The sequence below is a fragment of the Citrobacter werkmanii genome (assembly GCF_008693645.1).
GTDB classification, from domain to species: Bacteria; Pseudomonadota; Gammaproteobacteria; order Enterobacterales; family Enterobacteriaceae; genus Citrobacter; species Citrobacter werkmanii.
Window position 1 is genome coordinate 392,583 of the sequence record NZ_CP044101.1, and the last position, 23,282, is coordinate 415,864.

Consider the following 23,282-nt stretch of genomic DNA (forward strand, 5'->3'; position numbering starts at 1 on the left):
TGATGTGAAGTCGATAACGGTGGAAACAGTTGTCGGCATTATTGTAGAAACAGTAATCCATTCACGACTTACTGTTTCTGCAATCTTTTTGTCACATAAATGGTGAACAGCGGAATTGTTTTCGATCAACTCTGTGGAATTTATGTTTTTGATAACTGCTGGCGTTGGGCGATTCTCCTTTGTTCGCGGCGAGCAACCCAGGCGGTTATAAACGGTACAACTAAGGAGGTGACGATCGTAGAGGCGGCAATCTGCGGCGTCGCTACGGCGATTAATGCTGACACGCTGGGGTCAACCGCGGCGATGGCTGCGGGGGTCGCAACGGCGTTACCGGCCGTCGTGGAGACTGCCGCTCCGGCGATGCCTGAACCTCCGACAAAACGGGAGACGGCAACATTAATCAGCGCGCCAATGAATGCGGTCATGAGACCCAGAATAACCCCTGCGAATCCGGCCATCAGCAGGGTGCTGAAATCGATTCCGGTACCCAGACCAAAAGAGAAGAAGGGGATCAGCATCGCGCCGCCGCTTTTCAGGAACGAACGCATATCCTCATCCAGATTTCCGAGCAGCATACCAATAAGTATTGGTAAAACAACGGCGAACAGCTCCATTATTGGGATCGACACCAGCCCAGCGGCACCCATCGCCACCATCGTCAGAAAGGGGCCTTCAAGTACGGAAAGCACAGCGATAGCGCCCGCATCGGTTTCATTACCAAACTGTTTGGTCAGTGCAGCGTAGAGGCCCATATTCGCATTGGTCATAGCCGCGATAATGGCGAGTGCAGACAAACCAAAGAAGCCGTTGGCGCCGCAAAACTTTGCGACCAGTAAGCCAATTGCTGTCCCGACAACCAACTTGGACAGCATAATGGCGAACCCTTTTTTCAGGGCGACCGGCGCGGCCTGTAGGCGGATTTCAGCGCCCATACAGACAAAAAATACGCCCAGGATAGCGAGAGCGCCATGAGCTACCGCCGTCGAAAAGCTCCCTATTTCTAAAGCACCAGGACAAAATGTCTTTAATAATGCTCCGATCAATAACGGGATTACCATCATCCCGCCTGGGAATTTCTCAATTGTTTGTTTTATTTTCATGAGGAGACTTCCGTGTTTTCGTAACGGATATAAATGATGGGAATATGTTATTTATTCCCACCGTATAGGGTTATATTTCTATCGTCTTAAAATGTTGGTGCGATCTTGTAAATAGAGAATTCCTTATGCCCAAGATCTTCAGCTTTGGTTGTTTTACCATTAGAAACCTTAATGATTTCCTGATAAATCACCTCGCCCATCTCATTAATAGAAGATTCTCCCCGCATAATCGATGAAACATCAATATCAATGTTGTCGCGCATTTTGGTAAATGTTTCTTCGTTGGCGGTGATTTTGATCACTGGCGCAATCGGGTTTCCCGTGGGGGTTCCGCGCCCGGTAGTAAAGATAATAATTTGTGCGCCGCCGGCCACCATCCCGGAGATGGATTCGATATCTTGTCCAGGGGAGTCCATCACCCACAGTCCACGACCGCCAGGGAAATCTGCGTATTGCAGGACGCCCTGTAGCGGTGAATGACCCGCTTTGTGCATGCAGCCCAGAGATTTTTCCTCAATGGTGGTGATACCGCCCTGGATATTACCTGGCGTCGGTTGCCCGCCCCTAATATCTGCGCCCAGGGCTTTCGCTCTTTCTTCACACCCCACAACCAGCTTGATTAAATCGTCTGCGACTTGTGAATTAATGGCCCGACGAGCAACAACGTGTTCTGCGCCAATGAATTCGGTGGTTTCTGAAAGAATCGATGTGCCACCATCGTTAACTAACAAATCAGATGCAACACCGCAGGCAGGGTTGGAGGCGAGGCCAGAGGTGGTATCAGAACCTCCGCATTCCATTCCGAGGATCAACTCGCTGACGTTTATTTCTTCGTAGTCTTGCTGGGACAAATCCTGCGCATACTGACGTGCGATTGAAATTCCGCGTGCCTGACACTGCAAGGTCCCCCCTTCATTCTGAATTGTGATGCAGGAAACCGGCTTACCAAATTTCGTGATTTCTTGCGCAATGTGAGTAGGTTCAGCGCCTTCACAACCCAATCCGACAACGAGTATGGCGCCAACGTTGCCGTTCCTGGCAACGTTGATCAGTGTTTTTTCGGTTAATGCAGCATCACCAGCAATCTGGCAGCAACCAAAATCATTATTAAGCCAGGTTGAGCCATGAACCTGAGCGGAGATGTCCTGAGCCACTTTATTGGCGCAAACGCTGGTAGGTAAAATTAAGACGTAGTTGCGAATACCCACGCTGCCATCCGGACGACGATAACCTTTGATTGTTTTTTTCATTTTCACTTGTTCCTTCAGCCTTTATTTCCAATCCCCACGGCCACGTTCACTTTCAACATTATGAACATGAACATAATCTCCGGTCTGGATAGGCTTTGTTGCCCGACCAATGGATTCACCGTATTTGTAAACTTCGCCATGAAGCGCAACGGCTTTAATGGCAAATTTATGACCGTAAGGGATGTCATCCCGTAAGGTGATGGTCAGATTTTCATTGCCAACAAACATGTTGGCGACGTCTCCGGCCTTGAGGGGCTGGATAGCAGTAGCAACGCTATCTTGCGGGTTAATAACCACTGCATTTTTCTTCATAAAAAATCCTTATGCGCTTTGATTGGATACAGTGGTATAAAGCATAAGGCGTGCCATGTTTTTAACTTGTTGTTTATTAAGACAAATAACACGCAGAGTGGGAAGGGGGAGATAGAGCCGCTGTAAGTAGCTTCATCAGTTGCGGCAAATAGCTACAGTTGCAAGGCGTGCAAAAGGTGGGTACGACGGAAACGCATAAAAAAAGGCACCTTGCGGTGCCTTTTTGATCACTCGATATCGAGCGGGTCTTCGGAGAGGATTATCCCGGTGTTGTCGGCGTAAAGGTGGTCGCCGGAGAAGAAGGTCACGCCGCCAAAGTTGACGCGCACATCGCTTTCCCCAATGCCTTCACCTGAAGCGCCCACCGGAATTGCGGCAATTGCCTGAATGCCGATATCCAGTTCTTCCAGATCGTCTACCTGGCGTACTGAGCCGTAGATGACCAGACCTTCCCATTCATTCTGTACGGCCAGCCGCGCCAGTTCGGCATCGACCAGCGCGCGGCGAACAGAACCGCCGCCATCGACCAGCAGAATGCGACCACGGCCGTTCTGTTCGAGCAGATCGTACAGCAACCCGTTGTCCTCGAAACATTTTACCGTGATGATTTGTCCGCCAAACGACGACCGTCCCCCAAAGTTAGAGAACAGCGGTTCCACGACGTTGACATCTTCCTGATAGATGTCACAAAGCTCGGATGTATCGTATTTCATAGGCTTAACGTTTAGTTGCTGCGAGAATTTTTAGTATATCGCGCTATGTGTACTGTTGGCAAAATCATCAATTGTTAATTAGTGTCTAGATCAATAGCTATTCGTATTTTTCATTGAAAAACAGTTGATTACTGATTTTTAAAACAGCCGATAATGACCTACAATTACCCGTATTTCCCTCTGTAAAGTATCCCCGAGGTATCTCCGGAAGATTGCTGGAGCATAAAAGCAAGCCCTATAAGAACGATCAGCTTCACCAAAGCCGAGCTGATGGAACTCCCCGTTCCTGATGCCGGCAAACGCCTTGAATATGCTGACAGTGTCGTTAATGGGTTGCGGCTGCGCGTTACGTCTAGTGGCAGCAAAAGTTTTTGTGTGTCCCGAAAGCGCGACGGAAAATTTTACCGTGTGACGTTGGGCAAGTTCCCGGATATGACTATTGAGCAGGCCAGAGAGCGGGCATATGGTTTGGTGGCCCGTTCAGGCGTGAAGAAAAAAGCAGTAAAGCCCAGGCTGATTTATGGGCACGTGTTCTGCGTACTGTCTATCGCTATGCATATGATAGCTACCGTGATAAGGATGGCGGGAGATTGTTACCGGATCCGCCCACAACCATTTTAAGTATAAAAATGCTTTGGAATGGAAATACACGGAGAACAACTAAAATCAGAAATAATGATTTAGGCAACTGGCTCACGGCCCTTGATACCGTAAGACAATGGGCTATAGCAGGCTATAAAACTGATGTGTTGATGGGGGGTGAAGCCCAACCGTACGGAAATGTACGCAAAGAACGTAACCTTATGATTTTAATCCTATAAAGTTGTTGCATTATTGGTTTGATTTACGTTGATTTGATGATCTGGTACGCTCGTATTGCAAGTAAGCGTGTTCGGGAATAGCGACGAGTATTGCAGGCAGTCTGCTAAGTGGTCTTTATTTCAGCAGATCTGCCAGCCAATTCGATTTACCTCTGCTGCTGGTTGTAACCAACCGGGCGGCTCCAGTCATCGTCGTATTTGATATTCCCTTCGATATAAAACCACTCAATGCCTGAGTAGGTGATGGCGATATTTTCCATCATGCCCGGAGTGTGGGAACCCGGCATATAAGCATGAGCAGCATTGACGGACATGATTACGATGTTGTTAAGCGTAATTTGGTAAATCTCGTATTCGACACCCGCCTCGTTGATGTCGTAATAGTGGATTACTGCCTTTTGCAGCCGCTTACTTTGGCAGACTGCAACCGCAAAATATGGCGAGGTCTTATCGATCTCTTTGTGCAGGGTAAAAGCGTTGTGTTCGCGCGAACCCATCAGCTTACCAGTGTTGCGGCATGTGTTTTGGTACACACCGTAACTGCTGTTCATGATTTCAATTGCACCCTCACGGCCCAGCGCCATGCAACTGCCTTTGATCAACTGTCCATTTTCATCATAAATATACATATAAGCTGGTAATGACATTTATAGATCTCCTTATTTTGTGCTTAATATTTGCCCGTTTCTGTCGATAAAAAAGTTGTAACGGTAATTCTTTCCATTCAACGTGTATGAAGCCGCATAGATATATCCCGGCGTTATCGGTATTTTTAAGCACGTTTCAGGATAGGAGAGAGCTACATGCGAATTTTCCGCTAATGTCTTGTATTCATTCCCCTGCTCAGAATAAACGCCGTATCGGCTCAGAACGTCCGATTTATTAACAGAGAAGCAAAGCGAATTATTTATAATAGGGAAACTACGCCATGGGGGAACGCTATCGCCAGCGCCACACCCAGCCAGCGCAAAAAAGGCAGGAATGAGAAAGTAGTGTTTCAATGCGGGAATCTCCCTAATACTTTCTCATAGCGGGATATGAGGCTAAGGGCAGGCTCAGATGGATCGTAATCCTTGAGGCGATACAAATCAGAGCGGTTGCCGAATCCAGACGTTTTAAGCAGCCAATAATCAGCCACCATTGCAGCCTGCTGCTCTAAGCCGTAATCCAAGAGTATAGCCTTATCCAAGGTGTAATAGTAATCAACTGCCCAAGAGAACAGGCCCCGCATCCTTACCATCATCCCGCGCTGATGCTGCCAGACGTGCATCATTTCATGTAAAAAAAGATGCTGCCCACCAACGCGATCGTTATTAACATGCGGCTGTGAAAAGTCAGGCTCATAAGTACCTTCCTGAAAGTACAATTCGCCGTTGGGCGTCATGGCGTAGTCGTTCTTTTGGAGGTTGAAAGGTAGATAGCTGCTGCGGTGGATCCAGACTTCGTTATAGCGGAGGGTGAAAGCGTAGAGGGTACGGGCCAAGTTAATCTCACCAAGCGTTAACAGCCGTAACCCGCCCCGGTCTATATCGTTCATTTCCCTTATCATTGGAGACATCATCCATTGGTAAAAACACCTTAATACGCCTTAAAGTAAATTTTTCCGTGTTAAAAAATGCGGGAAATATCCGAAATTGTCACAAACTGAGGCTACGCCGCTTCTCGCGTTAAGCCCCCTGGTTTGGGGAGCAACCGTACGAGATCGTACGCTTGGGCGTCAGACCCCGTGATCGGTTAAGTAAGCTGTGAAATGCTGATTTTAGTACTTATAGGTCACGGTGTTTACCGTTCGTTGGTATCCCCGGAAAATATAAAAAACATGGAAAAACCTCGCGCCCCTCTATTTGTAAGGGTTGCGAGGCGTTATGCGATTCTAAAAATTGAAATTGTTAATTGATATTTGTCAGTTAAAGAGACCACTGACTTAAGAAAATTCCAACGACAAACAGCAGGTTAGTTAATAGTGCCGCTTTTACGGTGCGTTCCAGCATCGGGCGCATTGCCTCAGGGTTCATCTCACGCATCACGTAACGCGCCTGTTTGAAAAGCAGCGGAGCGGCGAGAATAAACAGCCATCCCCACAGGCTTTGCAGCGAGAACAGGTTAAACAGTGCCAGACAGACCAGCGTACCCATCAGCAGGCAGGCATGGTAGCGGCGGGCATTGACGGCGCCTAAACGCACGACCAGCGTGTTCTTGCCATTCTCTCTGTCGCTGTTGATATCGCGCAGATTGTTGACGTTGAGCACAGCGGTTGCCAGCAGGCCGCAGGCGGTGGCAGGCAGAATCAGCGCCGGAATCAGCGTATGGGCCTGTAAATACCAGCTTCCCATCACGCTGAGCCAGCCGAAGAATACCAGCACGGAAATATCGCCCAGACCGATATATCCGTAAGGGCGATTACCCACGGTGTAAGTGATCGCGGCGATAATTGACAGGCCCCCGAGCACCAGGAAACCGACAAAATCCGCCAGCGTGTGACAGGCCACGGCAACCAGGGCCAGACCAGACAGACAGATCAACACTACGGTGACGATCAGCGCGCGCTTCATCTGCTCTTGGGTGATAACCCCTTTTTGCATCCCGCGCAGCGGTCCAATGCGATCGGGCTTGTCGCTGCCTTTGACGGCATCGCCATAGTCGTTAGCGAGATTGGACAGAATTTGCAGCAGTCCCGCCGTAATCAATGCCAGCAGAGCAACCAGCGGATCGAAGTATCCTTGCCACCATGCTAATGCCGTACCGACGATGATCGCCGCGAAGGCGAGCGGTAAGGTCTTAGGTCGTAAACTTTCCAGCCAGGCTTGTGAGCGGCTAATTTGTTGTTGTTCAGTCATATTTAGCGCCAATAAAAATGGGGCTTTATCAGCCCCATCAACAGTGATGAAAATGCATTGAACGCGATTATAGGATAAAACGGCTCAGATCTTCATCTGCGACCAGCGCATCCAGATGTTTGCTCACATAATCGGCATCAATTGTGATGCTTTGGCCGTTCAAATCGCTCGCATCATAGGAAATATCTTCCATCAGACGTTCCAGAACGGTGTGCAGACGACGCGCACCGATGTTTTCGGTGGTTTCGTTAACCTGCCAGGCCGCTTCGGCAATGCGTTTAATGCCCGATTCGGTGAAGTTAATGTCCACACCTTCGGTCGCCATCAGCGCTTTGTACTGAACGGTGATGGAGGCATTCGGTTCGGTCAGGATACGCTCAAAATCGCTGGTGGTCAGCGCCTGTAGTTCAACGCGAATCGGTAGACGACCCTGCAGTTCCGGGATCAGGTCCGACGGTTTCGCGACCTGGAATGCGCCAGAAGCGATAAACAGAATGTGATCGGTTTTCACCATGCCGTGCTTGGTGGAGACCGTGCAGCCTTCAACCAGCGGCAGCAGGTCGCGCTGTACGCCTTCACGGGACACGTCCGGACCAGAGGATTCGCCGCGCTTACAGATTTTGTCGATTTCGTCGATAAACACGATCCCGTGCTGCTCAACGGCGTCGATAGCTTCCTGTTTCAGCTCTTCCGGGTTCACCAGTTTGGCCGCTTCTTCTTCAATCAGCAGCTTCATCGCGTCTTTGATTTTCAGCTTACGCGGTTTTTGCTTCTGACCGCCCAGGTTCTGGAACATGGACTGCAACTGGCTGGTCATCTCTTCCATGCCCGGAGGCGCCATGATTTCAACGCCCATCGGTGCGGCGGCGAGATCGATTTCGATCTCTTTATCGTCGAGCTGGCCTTCGCGCAGTTTTTTACGGAACGCCTGACGCGCGGCAGAAGGTTCCTGCGGCTGCTCAGACTGTCCCCAGTTATTTTTAGCCGGTGGGATCAGTACGTCGAGAATGCGCTCTTCCGCCATCTCTTCAGCGCGGAAGCGGTTTTTCTCGATGGCCTGAACGCGAACCATCTTAATGGCTGCGTCAGTCAGATCGCGGATGATCGAGTCAACTTCCTTACCAACATAGCCAACTTCGGTGAATTTGGTTGCTTCAACCTTGATGAACGGCGCGTTGGCCAGTTTTGCCAGGCGACGGGCGATTTCGGTTTTACCGACGCCGGTCGGGCCAATCATCAGAATATTTTTCGGCGTCACTTCATGGCGCAGCTCTTCGTTGAGCTGCATACGGCGCCAGCGGTTACGCAGGGCAATCGCCACGGAACGCTTAGCGTTATCCTGGCCGATGATGTGTTTGTTCAGTTCGCTGACAATTTCGCGTGGGGTCATTTCAGACATGGGGGATCCTTACGCTTTGGAGTTCAATTCTTCGATGGTATGGAAGTGGTTGGTATAAATGCAGATATCCCCTGCAATATCCAACGCTTTCTCAGCAATCTCGCGCGCGCCAAGCTCGGTGTTTTCCAGCAGAGCGCGTGCAGCAGCCTGGGCGTAGGGACCGCCGGAGCCGATGGCAATCAGATCGTTTTCTGGCTGGATGACGTCGCCGTTACCGGTGATGATGAGTGATGCCGTTTCATCTGCGACGGCCAGCAGCGCTTCGAGTTTGCGCAGCATACGGTCGGTACGCCAGTCTTTTGCCAGTTCAACGGCCGCTTTCACCAGGTGACCCTGGTGCATTTCCAGCTTGCGTTCGAACAGTTCAAACAGCGTGAATGCATCCGCAGTACCGCCCGCAAAGCCCGCAATGACTTTGTCGTTATACAGACGGCGGACTTTCTTCACGTTGCCTTTCATTACGGTGTTACCCAGTGTGGCCTGACCATCACCGGCGATTACCACATGGCCGTTACGGCGTACGCTTACTATTGTTGTCACGAGCAGACCCCTTGGTTACAAATGCAGAATACAGGCCCCGCACAGGATGCGGGGCGTAATGCAAGTATAGATGGGGGGGATTTTGGGGGTTTCAACCCCCAGTAGCGAGTCGAATGCAGTTTGTGTGACCAGCAACCTTCAGGCGGCTGATGGTGTTGTCGGCATTCTCTTTGCCTTTGAGCGGACCAATAACCACGCGATTCCAGCCGTTATTAGTGGTAATTCGCGAGTTGAACCCTTCAAAGGCCAGCTGTGCACGCACGGTTTCTGCCTGCTCAGCGCCTTTAAATGACCCGCACTGAACCATCCAGCGGCGTTCATCTTTTTTCTCCGCCGTCTGTTTTGGCGGCTGCGTTTCATTCGTTATTGGCGCGGCCGGTTGCGTTTTCGGCTGAGCGGCGGTGGTATGCGCAGGCGTTTGCAGCAGATCCTGATACGGCTGTTGCGCCGCCGGTTTTGGCTGCGGTTTCGGCTGTTGTACCGGTGCGGTTTGCGCCGTACGCGTTTGCGGCTGCTGGTACGGCTGTTCCGTTGCCCGTTGGCGTGGTTGTTGAGCCTGCTGCTGCGTAGTGTTCCACTGCTGCTGTTGCACCTGACGTTGACGCTGCAGCGTTTGCTGGCGTTGCTCAGGCGTTTGTTCGTTCCATGGTACTTCGTTGAGCTGCGTTGGCTGTTGACGCATATCTGCCTGCATCTGCGCCAACAACTGGCGCTGCTCATTGGTTAACTGGTCGGCGTTCAGCACCTCGCCGCCGGCAGACGGTTCGGTAGGCGCGCGTACGCCAGGCTGACGGCTTTCCAGCTCTTTGATGTATCGCCAGCGCTCTTCCGGTTTTGGTGGAATGCCATTCCCGGTGACTTTCTGGTTTTGCAGCGTTTCGGACTCTTCTTTCTTGTGATGCGTAATGAAGTACAGACCACCGATAAAGGTCACGAGTACGGCTGCAGCAATAGCAACCATAGCGGGCGATACCGCAGGCGTATTGCGTTGTTTTTTCCGTGATGTGCTCTTTTTGCGCCGCGAAGGTGCCGGTTGGCCGCGACGTACATAATCTCGTTGTGCCACTATCGTTTCGCTGTATTTATTCGTTCGTCAGCCCGCCATGTTACTTAAGCGGCGGGCCTTTGACCAGACAGGGGAGTCCGAAAGCACTTTACTTTACGTCAGTGCCCGGGTTGTACCCCGAATAATAAGCTCGCAGTCCAGTAAACGTGAGCCACTGCTGACGTTCTGCCCTTGTAATTGATCGAGCAGTAACAGCATAGCTTCGCGTCCGATATCGAAACGCGGCTGTGCGACGGTTGTCAGGGGTGGATCACAAAATTCCGCGAGCGAAATGTTATCGAAGCCAATGATCGATAAATCGTCGGGTACTTTCAGGCCCTGACGTTTGGCGTAAGAGAGGGCGCCAAGCGCCATGACATCGCTGTGGCAGAAGACTGCGGTAGGCGGCTGTGGTAGCGCCAGGAGCTGTTTAAGCGCATTAGCTCCCGCTTCATAGGTAAAGTCTCCGCGCGCGATGAAATGCGGATCGACCGTAATTCCGCTGCGGCGCAGTGCCTGAACGTAACCTTGCAGACGGTAATGGCACAGCGGCATATCCTCTGGTCCGGCGATACAGCCAATGCGTTTATGTCCCAACTCCAGCAGATAATTCATCGCGTTGAAGGCGGCGGTGAGGTTATCAATGTGCACGGTGGGGAGTTCCAGCTCTGGCGCGAACTCGTTGGACATAACCATCGGTGGTAAATTACGCTGCTCTTCAACGCTGGCATCAAACGGCAGGCGCGAGCTGAGCAGGACCATGCCATCGATCTGCTTGGTGATAATGAGGTTAAGAAAGGTCTTTTCCTGCTGATTCTGGTGCGCGCAATCGCCGATAAGCACCAGATATCCCTGTTCTGCGGCGGTGACTTCTATGCCACGAATGACTTCGCTAAAAAACGGATCGCAGATATCAGGCACAATCACCAGAATGGTACGTGACTCATTACGCTTTACGTTGCGTCCCATCGATTGAGGTAGATATCCCACTTCCAGAGCTGCCTGCTCAACCTTGTTACGGGTTGACTGCGAAACTTTGTCTGGATTCATTAATGCGCGGGATACGGTTGCCGTTGAGACTTTCGCCTTCAGGGCAACATCTTTCATCGTAGCGGCGGCAACCTGCTTATTCGGTTTCACTCTTTCTCCTCGCCAGGGCGGCTGGCACAGACTCGTCCCTGGATAACCTTCATCTGAAACATTTTTATCAGATAGTGAATGGAAGCGGTTACAGAATTTTCATAAAAAGTGTGATGGATCTTTAATTTTACGATCCGCCTCGCATCGTGAGGGATTATCCCTCGATGGGATCGACATCCAGCACCCATTTAACTTTACGCGCATCGGGTAACGTATTGATCAGCGCCAGTGTGCCGCTGACGATATGCTGCAGGCGAATTCGCGATGGGTGCTGCAACAAAATTTGCCAGCGATAGCGACCGCCACGTTTGGGTGCCAGGGCGGGAACCGGGCCTAACACCCACAGTTTTTCATCGGCCAGCGGACTGGCCTGAATCAGATTTCGTAACTGCTGCAAGAACATCGGCGCATGCTGGTTGTTGTGATCTTCTGCCCGCACGATCACATGGCTGGTCCATGGGGGAAGCTGGAGCGTTTGTCGCTCGGCCAGCGCCTGCTCGGCAAAAGCGTCATAACCTTTATACAGTAAGGTTTGCAGTAGCGGATGTTCAGGGTGGTGCGTTTGCAGCACCACTTCACCCTGTTTCCCGGCGCGACCGGCACGCCCGGAAACCTGCGTGTAGAGCTGGGCGAAGCGTTCTGCCGACCGGAAATCTGCGGAGAACAGCGCGCCGTCAACGTCCAGCAGCGCCACCAGGGTGACGTCCGGGAAATGGTGGCCTTTCGCCAGCATTTGTGTGCCGATCAGGATTCGCGCGCCGCCGCGATGCACTTCCGCCAGATGCTGCTCCAGCGACCCTTTACGGCTGGTCGTGTCGCGATCGATGCGTGAGATGGGCACGCCGGGGAAAAAAGGCGCCAGAGCCTGCTCAAGCTGTTCGGTGCCGAGTCCTACCGGAACCATATGCGTTGAGCCGCAGGAAGTGCACTGACGCGGTATCGGACGCTGATTGTCGCAGTGGTGGCAGCGCAGATGGTGCTGCGCCTGATGCAGCGTGTAGTAGTGATCGCAGCGCGGGCATTCAGCAATCCAGCCACAGTCGTGGCACAGCAGGGCAGGAGCAAAACCCCGGCGGTTTAAAAACAGGATCACCTGGTTATCCGCCTGCAGGTGCTGACGCATACGGGCGATAAGCGCAGGGGCGAGTCCGGCCTGTACCTGCTGACCTTTCAGATCCAGCACGTGCTGAGTGGCTGGGCGCGCATTTCCGGCGCGGCGCGTCAGGCGCAGCATGCGGTATTTTTTCTGCCGCACGTTGCACAGCGTTTCCAGCGCTGGGGTGGCTGAGCCGAGAATAATGGGAATTTGTTCGCTATGGGCACGATAAACCGCGAGGTCGCGCGCATGATAGCGCCAGCCTTCCTGCTGTTTATAAGAGCTGTCGTGCTCTTCGTCGATGACAATCACGCCCAGATTTTTAAACGGTGTAAACAGCGACGAGCGCGTGCCGATGACAATCGCCGCTTCGCCATTTTTCGCCTTCAGCCATGCCGAAAGACGTTCGCTGTCATTTAAACCCGAGTGCAGGACTTCGACCGGCGCATTGAAGCGCTCGCGAAACCGAGCAATAGTTTGCGGCGTCAGGCCAATCTCCGGCACCATCACCAGCGCCTGTTTGCCCTGGGCGAGCACATTTTCCAGTACGCTTAAATAGACCTCTGTTTTACCCGATCCCGTCACGCCCGCTAATAGCCAGGCGCTAAAACTGTCCGAGGCGCTGTGGATCGCCCCGACGGCGGTAGCCTGTTCGGTATTCAGCCGCAGACGTTCACCGGAAACCGCGTAGTGTGTACGCCAGTCGCTAAAGTCTGGTGTTTCGCTTGCCAGATCGCACAGGCCTTTTTTACGTAGCGCCTGCAAGGCGGCGTCATTAAATTCCAGCTCTGCCACCTGGTCGCGCCAGATTTTTCCCTGGCGTAATGCTGCCAGCGCCTGCTGCTGCTTGGGAGAACGCTTCAGGCCGTTGAGATCAATAACCTGGCCCTCTTCAGTGGCAAACCAGTACCACATGGGCGCGTTGGCGGCCGGGCGTCCCTGGCGTAGCAGAATCGGCAGGGCATGAAACAGCACGTCGCCAATAGGATGATGATAATAGTCAGCTGCCCACAACAGCAGACGCCAGACGGAGGTCGAATAGACCGGCTCGCTGTCCAGCACTTCGAGAACGGCTTTCAATTCGTTGAGCGGCAGTTCGCTGTGCTCGCTAACGGAAAGGACGATGCCCACGCGCTCCTGTTGCTTGCCAAAAGGCACGCGTACACGACACCCGGCTTTGGCGCTCATGCCTTCCGGCAGAAGGTAGTCAAAGGTGCGAGGTAGCGGAACGGGTAAGGCAACGTGCGCAACGGGCATTGAATCATCCTGACTTGAAATCTGGCGGGTTAGTATACACATTAGTGAAGGGTAGAATGCGGATCAGTTTGCATGAGCAGGTTAATTTCTGTATGATTCGCCGCCTTTGATGCAAATTGATTGCGTCAAACAATGACCATTACCCGAGAATTTCAAGCTGTTGATGCAGTGTGAAAGGTGACGGGGAATAATTAACATCGCGTGGTGTCTGGCGTTAGGGCTGGAAGAGCGACGCGGCCTTAAACTGAGGTTTTCCCATGAAAAAAGATATTCACCCGAAATACGAAGAAATTACTGCAAACTGCTCTTGCGGTAACGTCATTAAAATCCGCTCCACCGTCGGTCACGATCTGAACCTCGACGTGTGCAGCAAGTGCCACCCGTTCTATACTGGCAAGCAGCGTGATGTTGCTACCGGTGGCCGCGTTGATCGCTTCAACAAGCGTTTCAACATCCCAGGCAGCAAATAAGTTTCAGCTGTCAGAAAAAAGCGCCTTTCGGCGCTTTTTTTGTTTCTGCGCCTGAAGAATGAAATTTATATTGATGTGTTGAATAGTGTCTTTTATTTAATAAATAAAACAGCGTTTTTATTTTTTAGGTAAAATGTTTCTACTGGTGATCTGCATCCTTTTTATCTTCTGATTTTTGCCACTCATGCCAATTGTTGGCAAAATACCAAAGGTTTCTGCTTTCTTTCTAAAATACACTTTCGTGGAAATATAAAATTATTCTTAATCCTTCATCGTTTCCCATTAATGGACGGAACGAGATGGATAATTTCCTTGATGTAGTGTGAAGAGGGATGGTCATGAAATTTAAATCTGCGTTATTACTGATTCCATTATTCTCTGTGGCCGCGCAAGCGGGTTATGTTGATTATCGTCATGAATATTATGACGATGGGCGCAATTACGATCGTGTTTATATGTCTTATCGTTTTGCGACTGGTTTTGGTGTAGCCGTTGAAGCCATTTCACGTTCCGAAGATACGCAATCTAATGATGCGTGGAATAATATGGAAAGTAATGGCAACGAGTATACTGCAAGCTACCAGTTTACCTGGCGGGATCTTATCTGGCAGCCGGGTATTGCGATCGAAACGGGCGATAACATCACGATTTATAAACCTTATATCCGCGTACAGTACAATATCAATGACAGCTGGTGGACTGCGTTTCGCTATCGTCAGGAGTACATGCGCAGAAACACTGACGGCAAGGATGATCGCATGGTCTATCGTCCGGAAGCATGGCTCGGTTATAACATTCATGACTGGATGTTTGAGCTTAACGGTATTTATAAAATTGCCGATAGCGAAGATTTATATAACAACCGAAAAGACGATTATGAATATAACTTCCGTGTAGCTTATAAAATAGGTTCCTGGATTCCATTTGTTGAGGTGGGTAACGTTTCCTCCGGTTATAACACCACCACCACAGACGATCGCCAGACTCGTTATCGTGTCGGTCTCGGTTATAACTTCTGACCGTTAATACTCTTCATAGCGGTTTATTACGCTGAGCATCGGTATATCCATATAGTTTGCGTGAATAATGAGTCTAAGGAGTTGATATCATGTCTAATGATGGAACTATAATCGGAAGTAATCAAAGTATTGCTGTCAGGCCTTTCGGATTAAGAGATAAATTTGGTTATTTGTGCGGCGACCTCGGAACCTGTTTTATTCTTGGACTGGTGAACAGTTTTTTAATGATTTATTACACCAACGTACTCGGTATTTCCGGGGTTATTGTCGGCTCGCTCTATTTTGTGACCAAACTCTTTGATGCGTTTGTCGATGTTGGCGTAGGGCGTTTATGTGATACCTCTAAACTAACGGTACATGGACGGTTTAACCCGTGGGTGCGCCGTATGAAATATCCGTTCTGCATCATTGCGGTCGTCCTGTTCCTGCCATTTGTGAATGATTTCTCTTATACGGCGAAAATTATCTATATCTGCTGCTCCTATTTTATCTACGGTTCGTTGTTATCGACGGTCAGTATTCCGTATGGCGCCATGTCTGCGGCGATTAGCTCGAACCCGGAAGATCGTGTTTCGCTCTCCACCTGGCGCAGCGTTGGGTCTGCCATCGGCGGTGGGGCAACCGGCTTTTTTATTCCCATTCTGATGTACACCACCCTGGTGGACGGAAGCCAGGTGATTTCCGGGCAGCATTTCTTCTGGATTGCCATGGGTTGCGCAGTACTGGGTTTTCTCTTTTTAACCCTAACCTGTCAGTTAACGACAGAACGTGTGCGTGTGGAGAGAAAAGAGAGCATGCCCGTGTCGGTACTGCTGAAGGGGCTATTACGTAATAAGGCGCTGATTGTTTTGGTTGTAGTGGATCTGCTGATTGTGATTAATCAGGGGTTGTCCGGGACCAATATGACCTACCTGTTTAATGACTATTTCCATAACAAAGAGGCCATGTCCGTTGCATTGCTGTTTACCTTTGGTTCTCTGGTTTTGCTGGCGCCATCGGCATCCTGGCTCACGAAGCGGTTTGGTAAAAAAGAAGCAAGTGTAGGCGCGTTGCTCTTTGCGGTAGCGATGTATCTGATTATGTACTTCGTCCACATTACCGACGCGAAAGTCTATTTGGTTTTCCTGTTTCTGGCGACGCTGGGGGCGGGGTTATTCAACCTGATGATATGGGCGTTTATGACCGATGTTTGTGATTATCACCAGTATGTCACTGGCGATCGTGAGGATGGAACCGTTTATGGCGTGAACTTCTTCGCCCGCAAGGTTGGTCAGGCGTGCGCCGGGGCGATTGGCGGCTTTATGCTGGCCATCATTGGTTATCAATCTTCCTCAACGGGTGGGGCTGTGCAAACCAGCATCGTGCAGGAAAATATTTATACGATGGCGAATCTCTTGCCGGCTTTGTGCCTGTTTTTGGCGGCGGTCATTCTGATTTATTGCTATCCATTGAACCGTAAAGAAACGCTCAAAATGGAAAAAACATTGAATAAAATCAATGGGATTAGTAAGTAATGTTGTGAAAGATGGCGGGAACAATCCCGCCTTCTTTCATCTTTCTCTAACGATCAGTATTCCCACGTTTCCGGGTTGATACCCAGTTCACGCATGATTACCTTTGCTTCTTCCGGGATTTCATCACTGCGTTCTTTACGCAGGTCGTCATCGTTGGGTAGTGGTTGCCCGGTAAAAGCATGCAGAAACGCTTCACACAGCAGTTCGCTGTTGGTGGCGTGGCGCAGGTTGTTCACCTGACGACGCGTGCGTTCATCGGTAAGGATTTTTAACACCTTCAGAGGAATGGAAACCGTAATTTTTTTTACTTGCTCACTCTTCTTACCGTGCTCAGCGTATGGGCTGATATATTCGCCGCTCCATTCAGCCATGAGATACCTAATCCTCTTCGTCATTAATATTGAGGCCAGAACCTGAGCCCGGACCATAATTGCGCGTAGTTTATCGTAGTGGCGCGGCCCTGACACGAAGTAAGCCGACGCGGATGTACGCTAATGCATATAATTTTAACGGCTATTTGCGGTTTGCTCAATCTATACGCAAAGAAGTTTAGATGTCCAGATGTATTGACGGCTATCGTAACTATGATTAATCTGGTGCCTGACTTTTCACCGACTCAGCCAGGATCTCCTCTCTATGACGCGTAAACAGGCCACCATCGCAGTGCGTAGCGGATTAAATGACGACGAACAGTACGGTTGCGTTGTCCCGCCGATTCACCTCTCCAGTACCTATAACTTTACCGGCTTTAATGAGCCTCGCGCCCATGACTATTCACGCCGCGGTAACCCGACGCGCGATGTGGTTCAGCGCGCGTTGGCAGAACTGGAAGGTGGCGCGGGTGCGGTACTAACCAATACCGGCATGTCGGCGATTCATCTGGTGACGACGGTATTCCTGAAACCTGGCGATCTGCTGGTCGCGCCGCACGACTGTTACGGCGGCAGCTATCGACTGTTTGACAGTCTGGCAAAGCGAGGCTGTTATCGCGTACTGTTTGTTGATCAAGGTGATGAGCGGGCGTTGCAGGCGGCGCTGGCGGAAAAACCGAAGCTGGTGCTGGTAGAAAGCCCAAGCAACCCGCTACTACGCGTGGTGGATATTGCGAAAATCTGTCAATTGGCGCGTGAAGCTGGTGCAGTCAGCGTGGTAGACAACACTTTTTTAAGCCCGGCACTGCAAAATCCACTGGCATTGGGCGCCGATCTGGTGTTGCATTCATGCACGAAATATTTAAACGGTCACTCAGACGTGGTGGCTGGTGTGGTGATAGCGAAAGATCCGGAAACGGTCACTGAACTGGCGTGGTGGGCGAATAATATTGGCGTGACCGGCGGCGCGTTTGATAGTTATCTGCTGTTGCGCGGCCTGCGTACTCTGTCACCGCGTATGGAGGTGGCGCAACGTAATGCTCAGGCGATTGTTGATTATCTGCAAACGCAGCCGCTGGTGAAAAAATTGTATCACCCATCATTGCCGAATAATCAAGGGCATGAGATTGCCGCGCGTCAGCAAAAAGGCTTTGGCGCGATGCTGAGTTTTGAACTGGATGGCGATGAGCAGACGCTGCGTCGCTTCCTTGGCGGGCTGTCATTGTTTACGCTGGCGGAATCGTTAGGAGGCGTTGAAAGTCTGATCTCCCACGCCGCAACCATGACACACGCGGGAATGGCGCCAGAAGCGCGCGCGGCGGCAGGGATTTCGGAAACGCTGCTGCGTATCTCCACCGGTATTGAAGATGGCGAAGATTTAATTGCCGACCTGGAAAATGGCTTCCGGGCTGCAAACAAGGGGTAAACATGAGTGTGATTGCGCAGGCAGGGGCGAAGGGTCGTCAACTGCACAAATTTGGTGGTAGTAGTCTGGCTGATGTGAAATGTTATCTGCGTGTCGCAGGCATTATGGCGGAATACTCGCAGCCTGATGACATGATGGTTGTTTCAGCCGCAGGCAGTACCACTAACCAGTTGATTAGCTGGCTGAAGTTAAGCCAGACCGATCGTCTTTCTGCGCATCAGGTTCAGCAGGCGTTACGTCGCTATCAGAGCGAGCTGATTAGCGGTTTGTTACAACCAGAAGTGGCCGACGGCCTGATCGGTGCGTTTATTCACGACCTGGAGCGTCTGGCCGGATTACTCGACAGCGGCGTGAACGATGCCGTTTATGCTGAAGTCGTCGGACACGGTGAGGTATGGTCGGCGCGTTTGATGTCCGCTGTCCTTAACCAACAAGGTCTGGAATCGGCCTGGCTGGATGCGCGCGATTTTTTACGTGCGGAGCGTAGCGCTCAGCCGCAGGTGGATGAAGGTCTCTCCTACCCATTGTTGCAGCAACTTCTGGCGCAACATCCGGGTAAACGCCTGGTCGTTACCGGCTTTATTAGCCGTAACAACGCCGGTGAAACGGTACTGCTGGGGCGTAATGGTTCTGACTACTCGGCGACGCAGGTTGGCGCGCTGGCCGGGGTTTCCCGCGTAACCATCTGGAGTGATGTCGCCGGGGTTTACAGCGCGGATCCGCGTAAAGTAAAAGATGCCTGCCTGCTACCGCTGCTGCGTCTGGATGAAGCCAGCGAACTGGCGCGTCTGGCGGCTCCGGTTCTCCATGCCCGTACCTTACAGCCGGTTTCCGGCAGTGATATTGATCTCCAGCTGCGTTGTAGCTATACGCCTGAGCAAGGTTCAACGCGTATTGAACGCGTGCTGGCTTCTGGGACCGGGGCGCGTATCGTGACCAGTCATGACGACGTCTGCCTGATTGAGTTTCAGGTTCCCATCGGTCAGGACTTTAAGCTGGCCCATAAAGAGGTCGATCAGATTTTAAAACGCACCCAGGTGCGTCCGTTGGCGGTCGGTGTGCATCCCGATCGCCAACTGCTGCAATTTTGCTATACCTCCGAAGTCGCTGACGGCGCGTTGAGAATTCTTGATGAGGCCGGATTGCCGGGCGAGCTGCGTCTGCGCCAGGGGTTGGCGCTGGTGGCGATGGTCGGGGCGGGCGTCACCCGTAACCCGCTGCACTGCCACCGCTTCTGGCAGCAACTGAAAGGTCAGCCGGTCGAATTCACCTGGCAGTCGGAGGAGGGCATCAGCCTGGTTGCCGTACTGCGTACCGGACCGACGGAGAGCCTGATTCAGGGTCTGCATCAGTCAATTTTCCGCGCGGAAAAACGAATCGGCCTGGTGTTGTTCGGGAAGGGGAATATTGGATCACGTTGGCTGGAGCTATTCGCCCGTGAGCAAAGTACGCTCTCGGCGCGTACCGGATTAGAGTTCGTGCTGGCGGGCGTGGTCGATAGCCGCCGTAGTCTGCTGAATTATGAAGGGCTGGATGCCAGTCGCGCGTTGGCCTTCTTTGATGATGAGGCAGTGGAACAGGATGAAGAGTCATTGTTCCTGTGGATGCGCGCCCACCCGTATGATGATTTAGTGGTGCTGGACGTAACCGCCAGCGAGCAACTGGCGGATCAGTATCTGGATTTCGCCAGTCACGGTTTCCATGTTATCAGCGCCAACAAACTGGCGGGTGCGAGCAGCAGTAATAAGTATCGCCAAATCCATGATGCGTTTGAAAAAACCGGTCGTCACTGGCTGTATAACGCCACCGTGGGCGCAGGTTTGCCGATCAACCATACCGTGCGCGATCTGATTGATAGCGGAGATACCATTCTGTCGATCAGCGGGATCTTCTCTGGCACGTTGTCGTGGCTGTTCCTGCAATTTGATGGCACGGTGCCGTTCACCGACCTGGTGGATCAGGCGTGGCAGCAGGGGCTGACCGAACCAGACCCGCGGGTGGATCTTTCCGGCAAGGATGTGATGCGCAAGCTGGTGATTCTGGCGCGTGAAGCGGGTTACGACATCGAACCGGATCAGGTTCGCGTGGAGTCGCTGGTACCTGCGCATTGTGAAGAAGGCTCTATTGACCATTTCTTTGAAAATGGCGATGAACTGAACGAGCAGATGGTGCAGCGTCTGGAAGCGGCGCGTGAAATGGGGCTGGTGCTGCGCTATGTGGCGCGTTTTGACGCTAACGGAAAAGCACGTGTGGGTGTTGAAGCGGTACGTTCTGAGCACCCGCTGGCGGCATTGTTGCCGTGCGATAATGTGTTCGCCATTGAAAGCCGCTGGTATCGCGATAACCCGCTGGTGATCCGCGGACCTGGCGCAGGCCGCGATGTGACCGCCGGAGCCATTCAGTCGGATATCAACCGCCTGGCGCAGTTGCTGTAGTTTGCGTTGCCGGATGGCGCTTACGCTTATCCTGCCTGGCTATGACACGAACCATAGGCCCGGGAAGCGGCAGCGCCACCGGGCAAATCTCACCGCTGGCCTGTTGTTTTAGCCTCTGTGGGAGGCAAACACCTCTTTCGCGGCGAACAGACCATTCAACGCGGCCGGAAAGCCAGCGTATACGGCCATCTGCATAATTACTTCTACGATCTCATCCTGTGTTAAGCCAACGTGTAATGCCGCGCCAATATGCACTTTCAACTGCGGGGCGGCATTACCCAGCGCCGTTAACGCCGCGACGGTAGCAATCTCTCTACTGCGTAAATCCAATCCCGGTCTTGAATAGATGTCGCCAAAAGGAAATTCAAGCAGGTAGCGGGCGAAGTCTGGCGCAATATCTTGCAGACTTTCGACGACCGCATCGCCCCCTTTACCATCCACTTTTTGCAGCATCTTCTGACCGGTAATAAAGCGTTCTGAATGCATAATCTCTTCCTCATTTGTCTGGTATATAGCCTGAGGATAGAGCGTGCAGAATGATTGGGATAATACCATTTCCGTGATACCTTTTTGGTATGACAACATCGCCTTTGCACTCTCTGGATATTCGTCTGCTGCGTTACTTTTCCGTAGTAGCGGAAGAGAACAATATGAGCCGGGCGGCGCAGCGTTTATTTATGTCGCAGCCGCCGCTGAGTCGCCACATTCGCCAGCTTGAAGAACGTCTGGGGATGACGCTTTTTGTCCGTCATACCCGTGGGCTGACGCTGACGGAAGACGGTCTGCGCGTACTTGAAATAGTGCGCCCAGTGCTGACGATGTACGAAGAAACCTGCGCGACGTTGAGCCAGTTAGCGCAAGCTGGGGAGCACTCTCTGCGCCTGGGGCTAAGTACAGCGTTTGAACAAGGTGTTTTTGCTTCGCTTGAATCGCAGCTACACGAGCGTACGGAGAGGCTACATATTGTTCGTCATGGTTCGCCTGAGCTGGTGCGTCAGGTTCGTCGGGGAAAACTGGATGCAGCGCTGGTGGCGTTACCGCTTGAGACTCCCGGGCTTACCGTCATGCCACTCGGCTGGCAAGAGCCGATGATTGCCGCATTACCCGCGATCTGGCCAGAGGCGAGCCTGCCGTCACTCTCATTAACGACGCTGAACCACCGACCACTGTTCTGGTTTAAACGCGAACGGAATCCTGCCTTTTTTGATTACACCCGACATATTTTTCGCCGCGCCGGTTACTCTCCAGCCTGTATTGAAGAGCCGCTGGAACATGACGTGCTGCTGGCGCGGATCGCGCATGGCGACGGTCTGAGTTTACTCCCGGCCTCCTTTTCCGCTATCCAGCGTCAGGGCGTGATATTTCTGCTGCTTACCGATTCCGAATTGCGTATCCACGTGGGACTGGTAATGCTGCCTGAGAGCGAAGCAACGTTGCAGTGGTTGCAGACGGTTGTGAACCAATCCCTCGGTCTTTCAGGTTGATGTGAATTATTTTCACGTTGACTGAGTATTCCTCACCTTTAACGATGATTTTTGTGTTGACGCCAGCGTGCTTTTCCGTCATTTTTACATCTAGACGTCTAAACGTATAGCAGTTCACAACACAACATATAACGACAAAAGATTGATGAGGTAAGGTATGAGCTTTTTTCACGCCAACCAGCGGGAAGCGCTGAATCAGAGTCTGGCCGAAGTACAGGGGCAGATTAACGTTTCTTTCGAATTTTTCCCGCCGCGCACCAGTGAAATGGAGCAAACCCTGTGGAACTCTATCGATCGCCTGAGCAGCCTGAAGCCGAAGTTTGTTTCAGTCACTTACGGTGCAAACTCTGGTGAGCGCGACCGCACGCATAGCATTATTAAAGGGATCAAGGATCGCACCGGGCTTGAAGCGGCGCCGCACCTGACCTGTATTGATGCGACCCGCGATGAGCTGCGCACTATTGCTCAGGACTACTGGAATAACGGTATTCGTCATATTGTTGCCCTGCGCGGTGACCTGCCGCCGGGGAGCGGTAAACCGGATATGTATGCCTCTGACCTGGTGACTCTGCTGAAAGACGTTGCGGACTTTGATATTTCCGTTGCGGCTTACCCGGAAGTGCACCCGGAAGCGAAGAGCGCTCAGGCCGATCTGCTGAACCTGAAGCGTAAGGTTGATGCCGGTGCGAACCGCGCGATCACCCAATTTTTCTTCGATGTAGAAAGCTACCTGCGTTTTCGCGATCGCTGCGTGTCTGCGGGTATCGATGTGGAAATTATTCCGGGCATCCTGCCGGTATCTAACTTTAAACAGGCGAAAAAATTTGCCGACATGACCAACGTCCGCATTCCGGCATGGATGTCGACTATGTTTGCTGGCCTGGATGACGATGCGGAAACCCGCAAGCTGGTGGGCGCAAACATTGCCATGGATATGGTGAAAATTCTCAGCCGCGAAGGGGTGAAAGATTTCCATTTCTATACTCTCAATCGCGCCGAAATGAGCTACGCAATTTGTCACACGCTGGGAGTAAGACCGGCATAATCAGTACG

Annotated in this window: 23 protein-coding genes; 8 read left to right on the forward strand and 15 right to left on the reverse strand. The window is 51.7% G+C overall.

Going from position 1 to position 23,282, the window contains the following annotated elements:
- Window positions 1-140: 140 nt before the first annotated feature.
- From FOB24_RS02585 to rraA, 4 genes are all read right to left on the reverse strand, one after another.
- A complete protein-coding gene (locus tag FOB24_RS02585) occupies window positions 141-1,100 on the reverse strand; it encodes a 2-keto-3-deoxygluconate permease (RefSeq protein WP_038636001.1) in 960 nt (319 codons plus the stop codon).
- 86 nt (window positions 1,101-1,186) lie between these two features.
- Complete coding sequence (locus FOB24_RS02590) at window positions 1,187-2,350, reverse strand: UxaA family hydrolase (RefSeq protein WP_085049743.1); 1,164 nt, start codon at window positions 2,348-2,350, stop codon at window positions 1,187-1,189.
- A 21-nt stretch (window positions 2,351-2,371) separates the two neighbouring features.
- Entirely contained in the window at window positions 2,372-2,662 is a 291-nt protein-coding gene (locus FOB24_RS02595) for a UxaA family hydrolase (RefSeq protein WP_038636007.1), read from the reverse strand.
- Between the two features lie 227 nt (window positions 2,663-2,889).
- Window positions 2,890-3,375, reverse strand: coding sequence for a ribonuclease E activity regulator RraA (gene rraA, locus FOB24_RS02600; protein ID WP_008787034.1), 486 nt, complete (start codon window positions 3,373-3,375; stop codon window positions 2,890-2,892).
- 270 nt (window positions 3,376-3,645) lie between these two features.
- On the opposite strand from rraA, the gene FOB24_RS02605 reads away from it, so the two are divergent.
- A complete protein-coding gene (locus FOB24_RS02605; protein ID WP_223851229.1) occupies window positions 3,646-3,996 on the forward strand; it encodes an Arm DNA-binding domain-containing protein in 351 nt (116 codons plus the stop codon).
- Between the two features lie 346 nt (window positions 3,997-4,342).
- Here FOB24_RS02605 and FOB24_RS02610 read toward each other — a convergent pair whose 3' ends face one another.
- The 9 genes from FOB24_RS02610 to priA form a co-directional block, all read right to left on the reverse strand.
- Window positions 4,343-4,843 (reverse strand): Hcp family type VI secretion system effector, encoded by a 501-nt coding sequence (locus tag FOB24_RS02610; RefSeq protein ID WP_150344476.1) that lies wholly within the window; start codon window positions 4,841-4,843, stop codon window positions 4,343-4,345.
- A 12-nt stretch (window positions 4,844-4,855) separates the two neighbouring features.
- Window positions 4,856-5,197 carry a putative T6SS immunity periplasmic lipoprotein gene (locus FOB24_RS24615; RefSeq protein WP_220137863.1) on the reverse strand — a complete coding sequence of 114 codons (342 nt, stop codon included), beginning with the start codon at window positions 5,195-5,197 and terminating at the stop codon, window positions 4,856-4,858.
- Window positions 5,194-5,745: a type IV secretion protein Rhs gene (locus tag FOB24_RS02620; protein ID WP_150344477.1), complete on the reverse strand. Its 552-nt coding sequence runs from the start codon at window positions 5,743-5,745 to the stop codon at window positions 5,194-5,196. The genes FOB24_RS24615 and FOB24_RS02620 overlap by 4 nt, the downstream gene beginning before the upstream one ends.
- 358 nt (window positions 5,746-6,103) lie before the next feature.
- Entirely contained in the window at window positions 6,104-7,033 is a 930-nt protein-coding gene (menA, locus tag FOB24_RS02625) for a 1,4-dihydroxy-2-naphthoate polyprenyltransferase (protein ID WP_038636012.1), read from the reverse strand.
- 67 nt (window positions 7,034-7,100) lie between these two features.
- On the reverse strand, window positions 7,101-8,432 hold the full coding sequence (gene hslU, locus FOB24_RS02630) for an HslU--HslV peptidase ATPase subunit (protein ID WP_038636017.1): 1,332 nt from the start codon (window positions 8,430-8,432) through the stop codon (window positions 7,101-7,103).
- Window positions 8,433-8,441: 9 nt separating this feature from the next.
- Complete coding sequence (gene hslV, locus FOB24_RS02635; protein WP_003028805.1) at window positions 8,442-8,972, reverse strand: ATP-dependent protease subunit HslV; 531 nt, start codon at window positions 8,970-8,972, stop codon at window positions 8,442-8,444.
- Between the two features lie 91 nt (window positions 8,973-9,063).
- Window positions 9,064-10,038, reverse strand: coding sequence for a cell division protein FtsN (ftsN, locus tag FOB24_RS02640; protein WP_074458535.1), 975 nt, complete (start codon window positions 10,036-10,038; stop codon window positions 9,064-9,066).
- A 93-nt stretch (window positions 10,039-10,131) separates the two neighbouring features.
- A complete protein-coding gene (gene cytR, locus FOB24_RS02645) occupies window positions 10,132-11,157 on the reverse strand; it encodes a DNA-binding transcriptional regulator CytR (RefSeq protein WP_003028807.1) in 1,026 nt (341 codons plus the stop codon).
- A gap of 154 nt (window positions 11,158-11,311) precedes the next feature.
- A complete protein-coding gene (gene priA / locus FOB24_RS02650) occupies window positions 11,312-13,510 on the reverse strand; it encodes a primosomal protein N' (protein WP_150344478.1) in 2,199 nt (732 codons plus the stop codon).
- Window positions 13,511-13,767: 257 nt separating this feature from the next.
- On the opposite strand from priA, the gene rpmE reads away from it, so the two are divergent.
- From rpmE to FOB24_RS02665, 3 genes are all read left to right on the forward strand, one after another.
- On the forward strand, window positions 13,768-13,980 hold the full coding sequence (rpmE, locus tag FOB24_RS02655) for a 50S ribosomal protein L31 (protein WP_038636025.1): 213 nt from the start codon (window positions 13,768-13,770) through the stop codon (window positions 13,978-13,980).
- Between the two features lie 338 nt (window positions 13,981-14,318).
- Window positions 14,319-14,999 carry an oligogalacturonate-specific porin KdgM family protein gene (locus FOB24_RS02660; protein WP_150344479.1) on the forward strand — a complete coding sequence of 227 codons (681 nt, stop codon included), beginning with the start codon at window positions 14,319-14,321 and terminating at the stop codon, window positions 14,997-14,999.
- 89 nt (window positions 15,000-15,088) lie between these two features.
- Window positions 15,089-16,513 (forward strand): MFS transporter, encoded by a 1,425-nt coding sequence (locus FOB24_RS02665; protein ID WP_150344480.1) that lies wholly within the window; start codon window positions 15,089-15,091, stop codon window positions 16,511-16,513.
- A gap of 53 nt (window positions 16,514-16,566) precedes the next feature.
- Here the strand turns inward: FOB24_RS02665 and metJ are convergent, their stop codons facing one another.
- Complete coding sequence (metJ, locus tag FOB24_RS02670) at window positions 16,567-16,884, reverse strand: met regulon transcriptional regulator MetJ (RefSeq protein ID WP_003825168.1); 318 nt, start codon at window positions 16,882-16,884, stop codon at window positions 16,567-16,569.
- Between the two features lie 265 nt (window positions 16,885-17,149).
- Here metJ and metB point away from each other — a divergent pair, with 265 nt between their 5' ends.
- Complete coding sequence (gene metB, locus FOB24_RS02675) at window positions 17,150-18,310, forward strand: cystathionine gamma-synthase (protein ID WP_038636034.1); 1,161 nt, start codon at window positions 17,150-17,152, stop codon at window positions 18,308-18,310.
- Between the two features lie 2 nt (window positions 18,311-18,312).
- A complete protein-coding gene (metL, locus tag FOB24_RS02680; protein WP_150344481.1) occupies window positions 18,313-20,745 on the forward strand; it encodes a bifunctional aspartate kinase/homoserine dehydrogenase II in 2,433 nt (810 codons plus the stop codon).
- Window positions 20,746-20,853: 108 nt separating this feature from the next.
- On the opposite strand, the gene FOB24_RS02685 is transcribed toward metL, so the two are convergent.
- A complete protein-coding gene (locus tag FOB24_RS02685; RefSeq protein WP_087856665.1) occupies window positions 20,854-21,231 on the reverse strand; it encodes a carboxymuconolactone decarboxylase family protein in 378 nt (125 codons plus the stop codon).
- Between the two features lie 89 nt (window positions 21,232-21,320).
- On the opposite strand from FOB24_RS02685, the gene FOB24_RS02690 reads away from it, so the two are divergent.
- Entirely contained in the window at window positions 21,321-22,229 is a 909-nt protein-coding gene (locus FOB24_RS02690; RefSeq protein ID WP_150344482.1) for a LysR family transcriptional regulator, read from the forward strand.
- Window positions 22,230-22,386: 157 nt separating this feature from the next.
- The gene (metF, locus tag FOB24_RS02695; protein WP_038636049.1) at window positions 22,387-23,274 is read left to right on the forward strand and encodes a methylenetetrahydrofolate reductase; all 888 of its coding nucleotides are present in this window, start codon (window positions 22,387-22,389) and stop codon (window positions 23,272-23,274) included.
- The last annotated feature ends 8 nt before the right edge of the window (window positions 23,275-23,282 follow it).

What these genes read in the sequence shown, in the direction of transcription:
- FOB24_RS02585 (WP_038636001.1), bottom strand. Translation starts at nt 1,100, where the DNA reads ATGAAAATAAAACAAACAATTGAGAAATTCCCAGGCGGGATGATGGTA.
- FOB24_RS02590 (WP_085049743.1), bottom strand. Translation starts at nt 2,350, where the DNA reads ATGAAAAAAACAATCAAAGGTTATCGTCGTCCGGATGGCAGCGTGGGT.
- FOB24_RS02595 (WP_038636007.1), bottom strand. Translation starts at nt 2,662, where the DNA reads ATGAAGAAAAATGCAGTGGTTATTAACCCGCAAGATAGCGTTGCTACT.
- rraA (WP_008787034.1), bottom strand. Translation starts at nt 3,375, where the DNA reads ATGAAATACGATACATCCGAGCTTTGTGACATCTATCAGGAAGATGTC.
- FOB24_RS02605 (WP_223851229.1), top strand. Translation starts at nt 3,646, where the DNA reads ATGGAACTCCCCGTTCCTGATGCCGGCAAACGCCTTGAATATGCTGAC.
- FOB24_RS02610 (WP_150344476.1), bottom strand. Translation starts at nt 4,843, where the DNA reads ATGTCATTACCAGCTTATATGTATATTTATGATGAAAATGGACAGTTG.
- FOB24_RS02620 (WP_150344477.1), bottom strand. Translation starts at nt 5,745, where the DNA reads ATGATAAGGGAAATGAACGATATAGACCGGGGCGGGTTACGGCTGTTA.
- menA (WP_038636012.1), bottom strand. Translation starts at nt 7,033, where the DNA reads ATGACTGAACAACAACAAATTAGCCGCTCACAAGCCTGGCTGGAAAGT.
- hslU (WP_038636017.1), bottom strand. Translation starts at nt 8,432, where the DNA reads ATGTCTGAAATGACCCCACGCGAAATTGTCAGCGAACTGAACAAACAC.
- priA (WP_150344478.1), bottom strand. Translation starts at nt 13,510, where the DNA reads ATGCCCGTTGCGCACGTTGCCTTACCCGTTCCGCTACCTCGCACCTTT.
- rpmE (WP_038636025.1), top strand. Translation starts at nt 13,768, where the DNA reads ATGAAAAAAGATATTCACCCGAAATACGAAGAAATTACTGCAAACTGC.
- FOB24_RS02660 (WP_150344479.1), top strand. Translation starts at nt 14,319, where the DNA reads ATGAAATTTAAATCTGCGTTATTACTGATTCCATTATTCTCTGTGGCC.
- FOB24_RS02665 (WP_150344480.1), top strand. Translation starts at nt 15,089, where the DNA reads ATGTCTAATGATGGAACTATAATCGGAAGTAATCAAAGTATTGCTGTC.
- metJ (WP_003825168.1), bottom strand. Translation starts at nt 16,884, where the DNA reads ATGGCTGAATGGAGCGGCGAATATATCAGCCCATACGCTGAGCACGGT.
- metB (WP_038636034.1), top strand. Translation starts at nt 17,150, where the DNA reads ATGACGCGTAAACAGGCCACCATCGCAGTGCGTAGCGGATTAAATGAC.
- metL (WP_150344481.1), top strand. Translation starts at nt 18,313, where the DNA reads ATGAGTGTGATTGCGCAGGCAGGGGCGAAGGGTCGTCAACTGCACAAA.
- FOB24_RS02685 (WP_087856665.1), bottom strand. Translation starts at nt 21,231, where the DNA reads ATGCATTCAGAACGCTTTATTACCGGTCAGAAGATGCTGCAAAAAGTG.
- FOB24_RS02690 (WP_150344482.1), top strand. Translation starts at nt 21,321, where the DNA reads ATGACAACATCGCCTTTGCACTCTCTGGATATTCGTCTGCTGCGTTAC.
- metF (WP_038636049.1), top strand. Translation starts at nt 22,387, where the DNA reads ATGAGCTTTTTTCACGCCAACCAGCGGGAAGCGCTGAATCAGAGTCTG.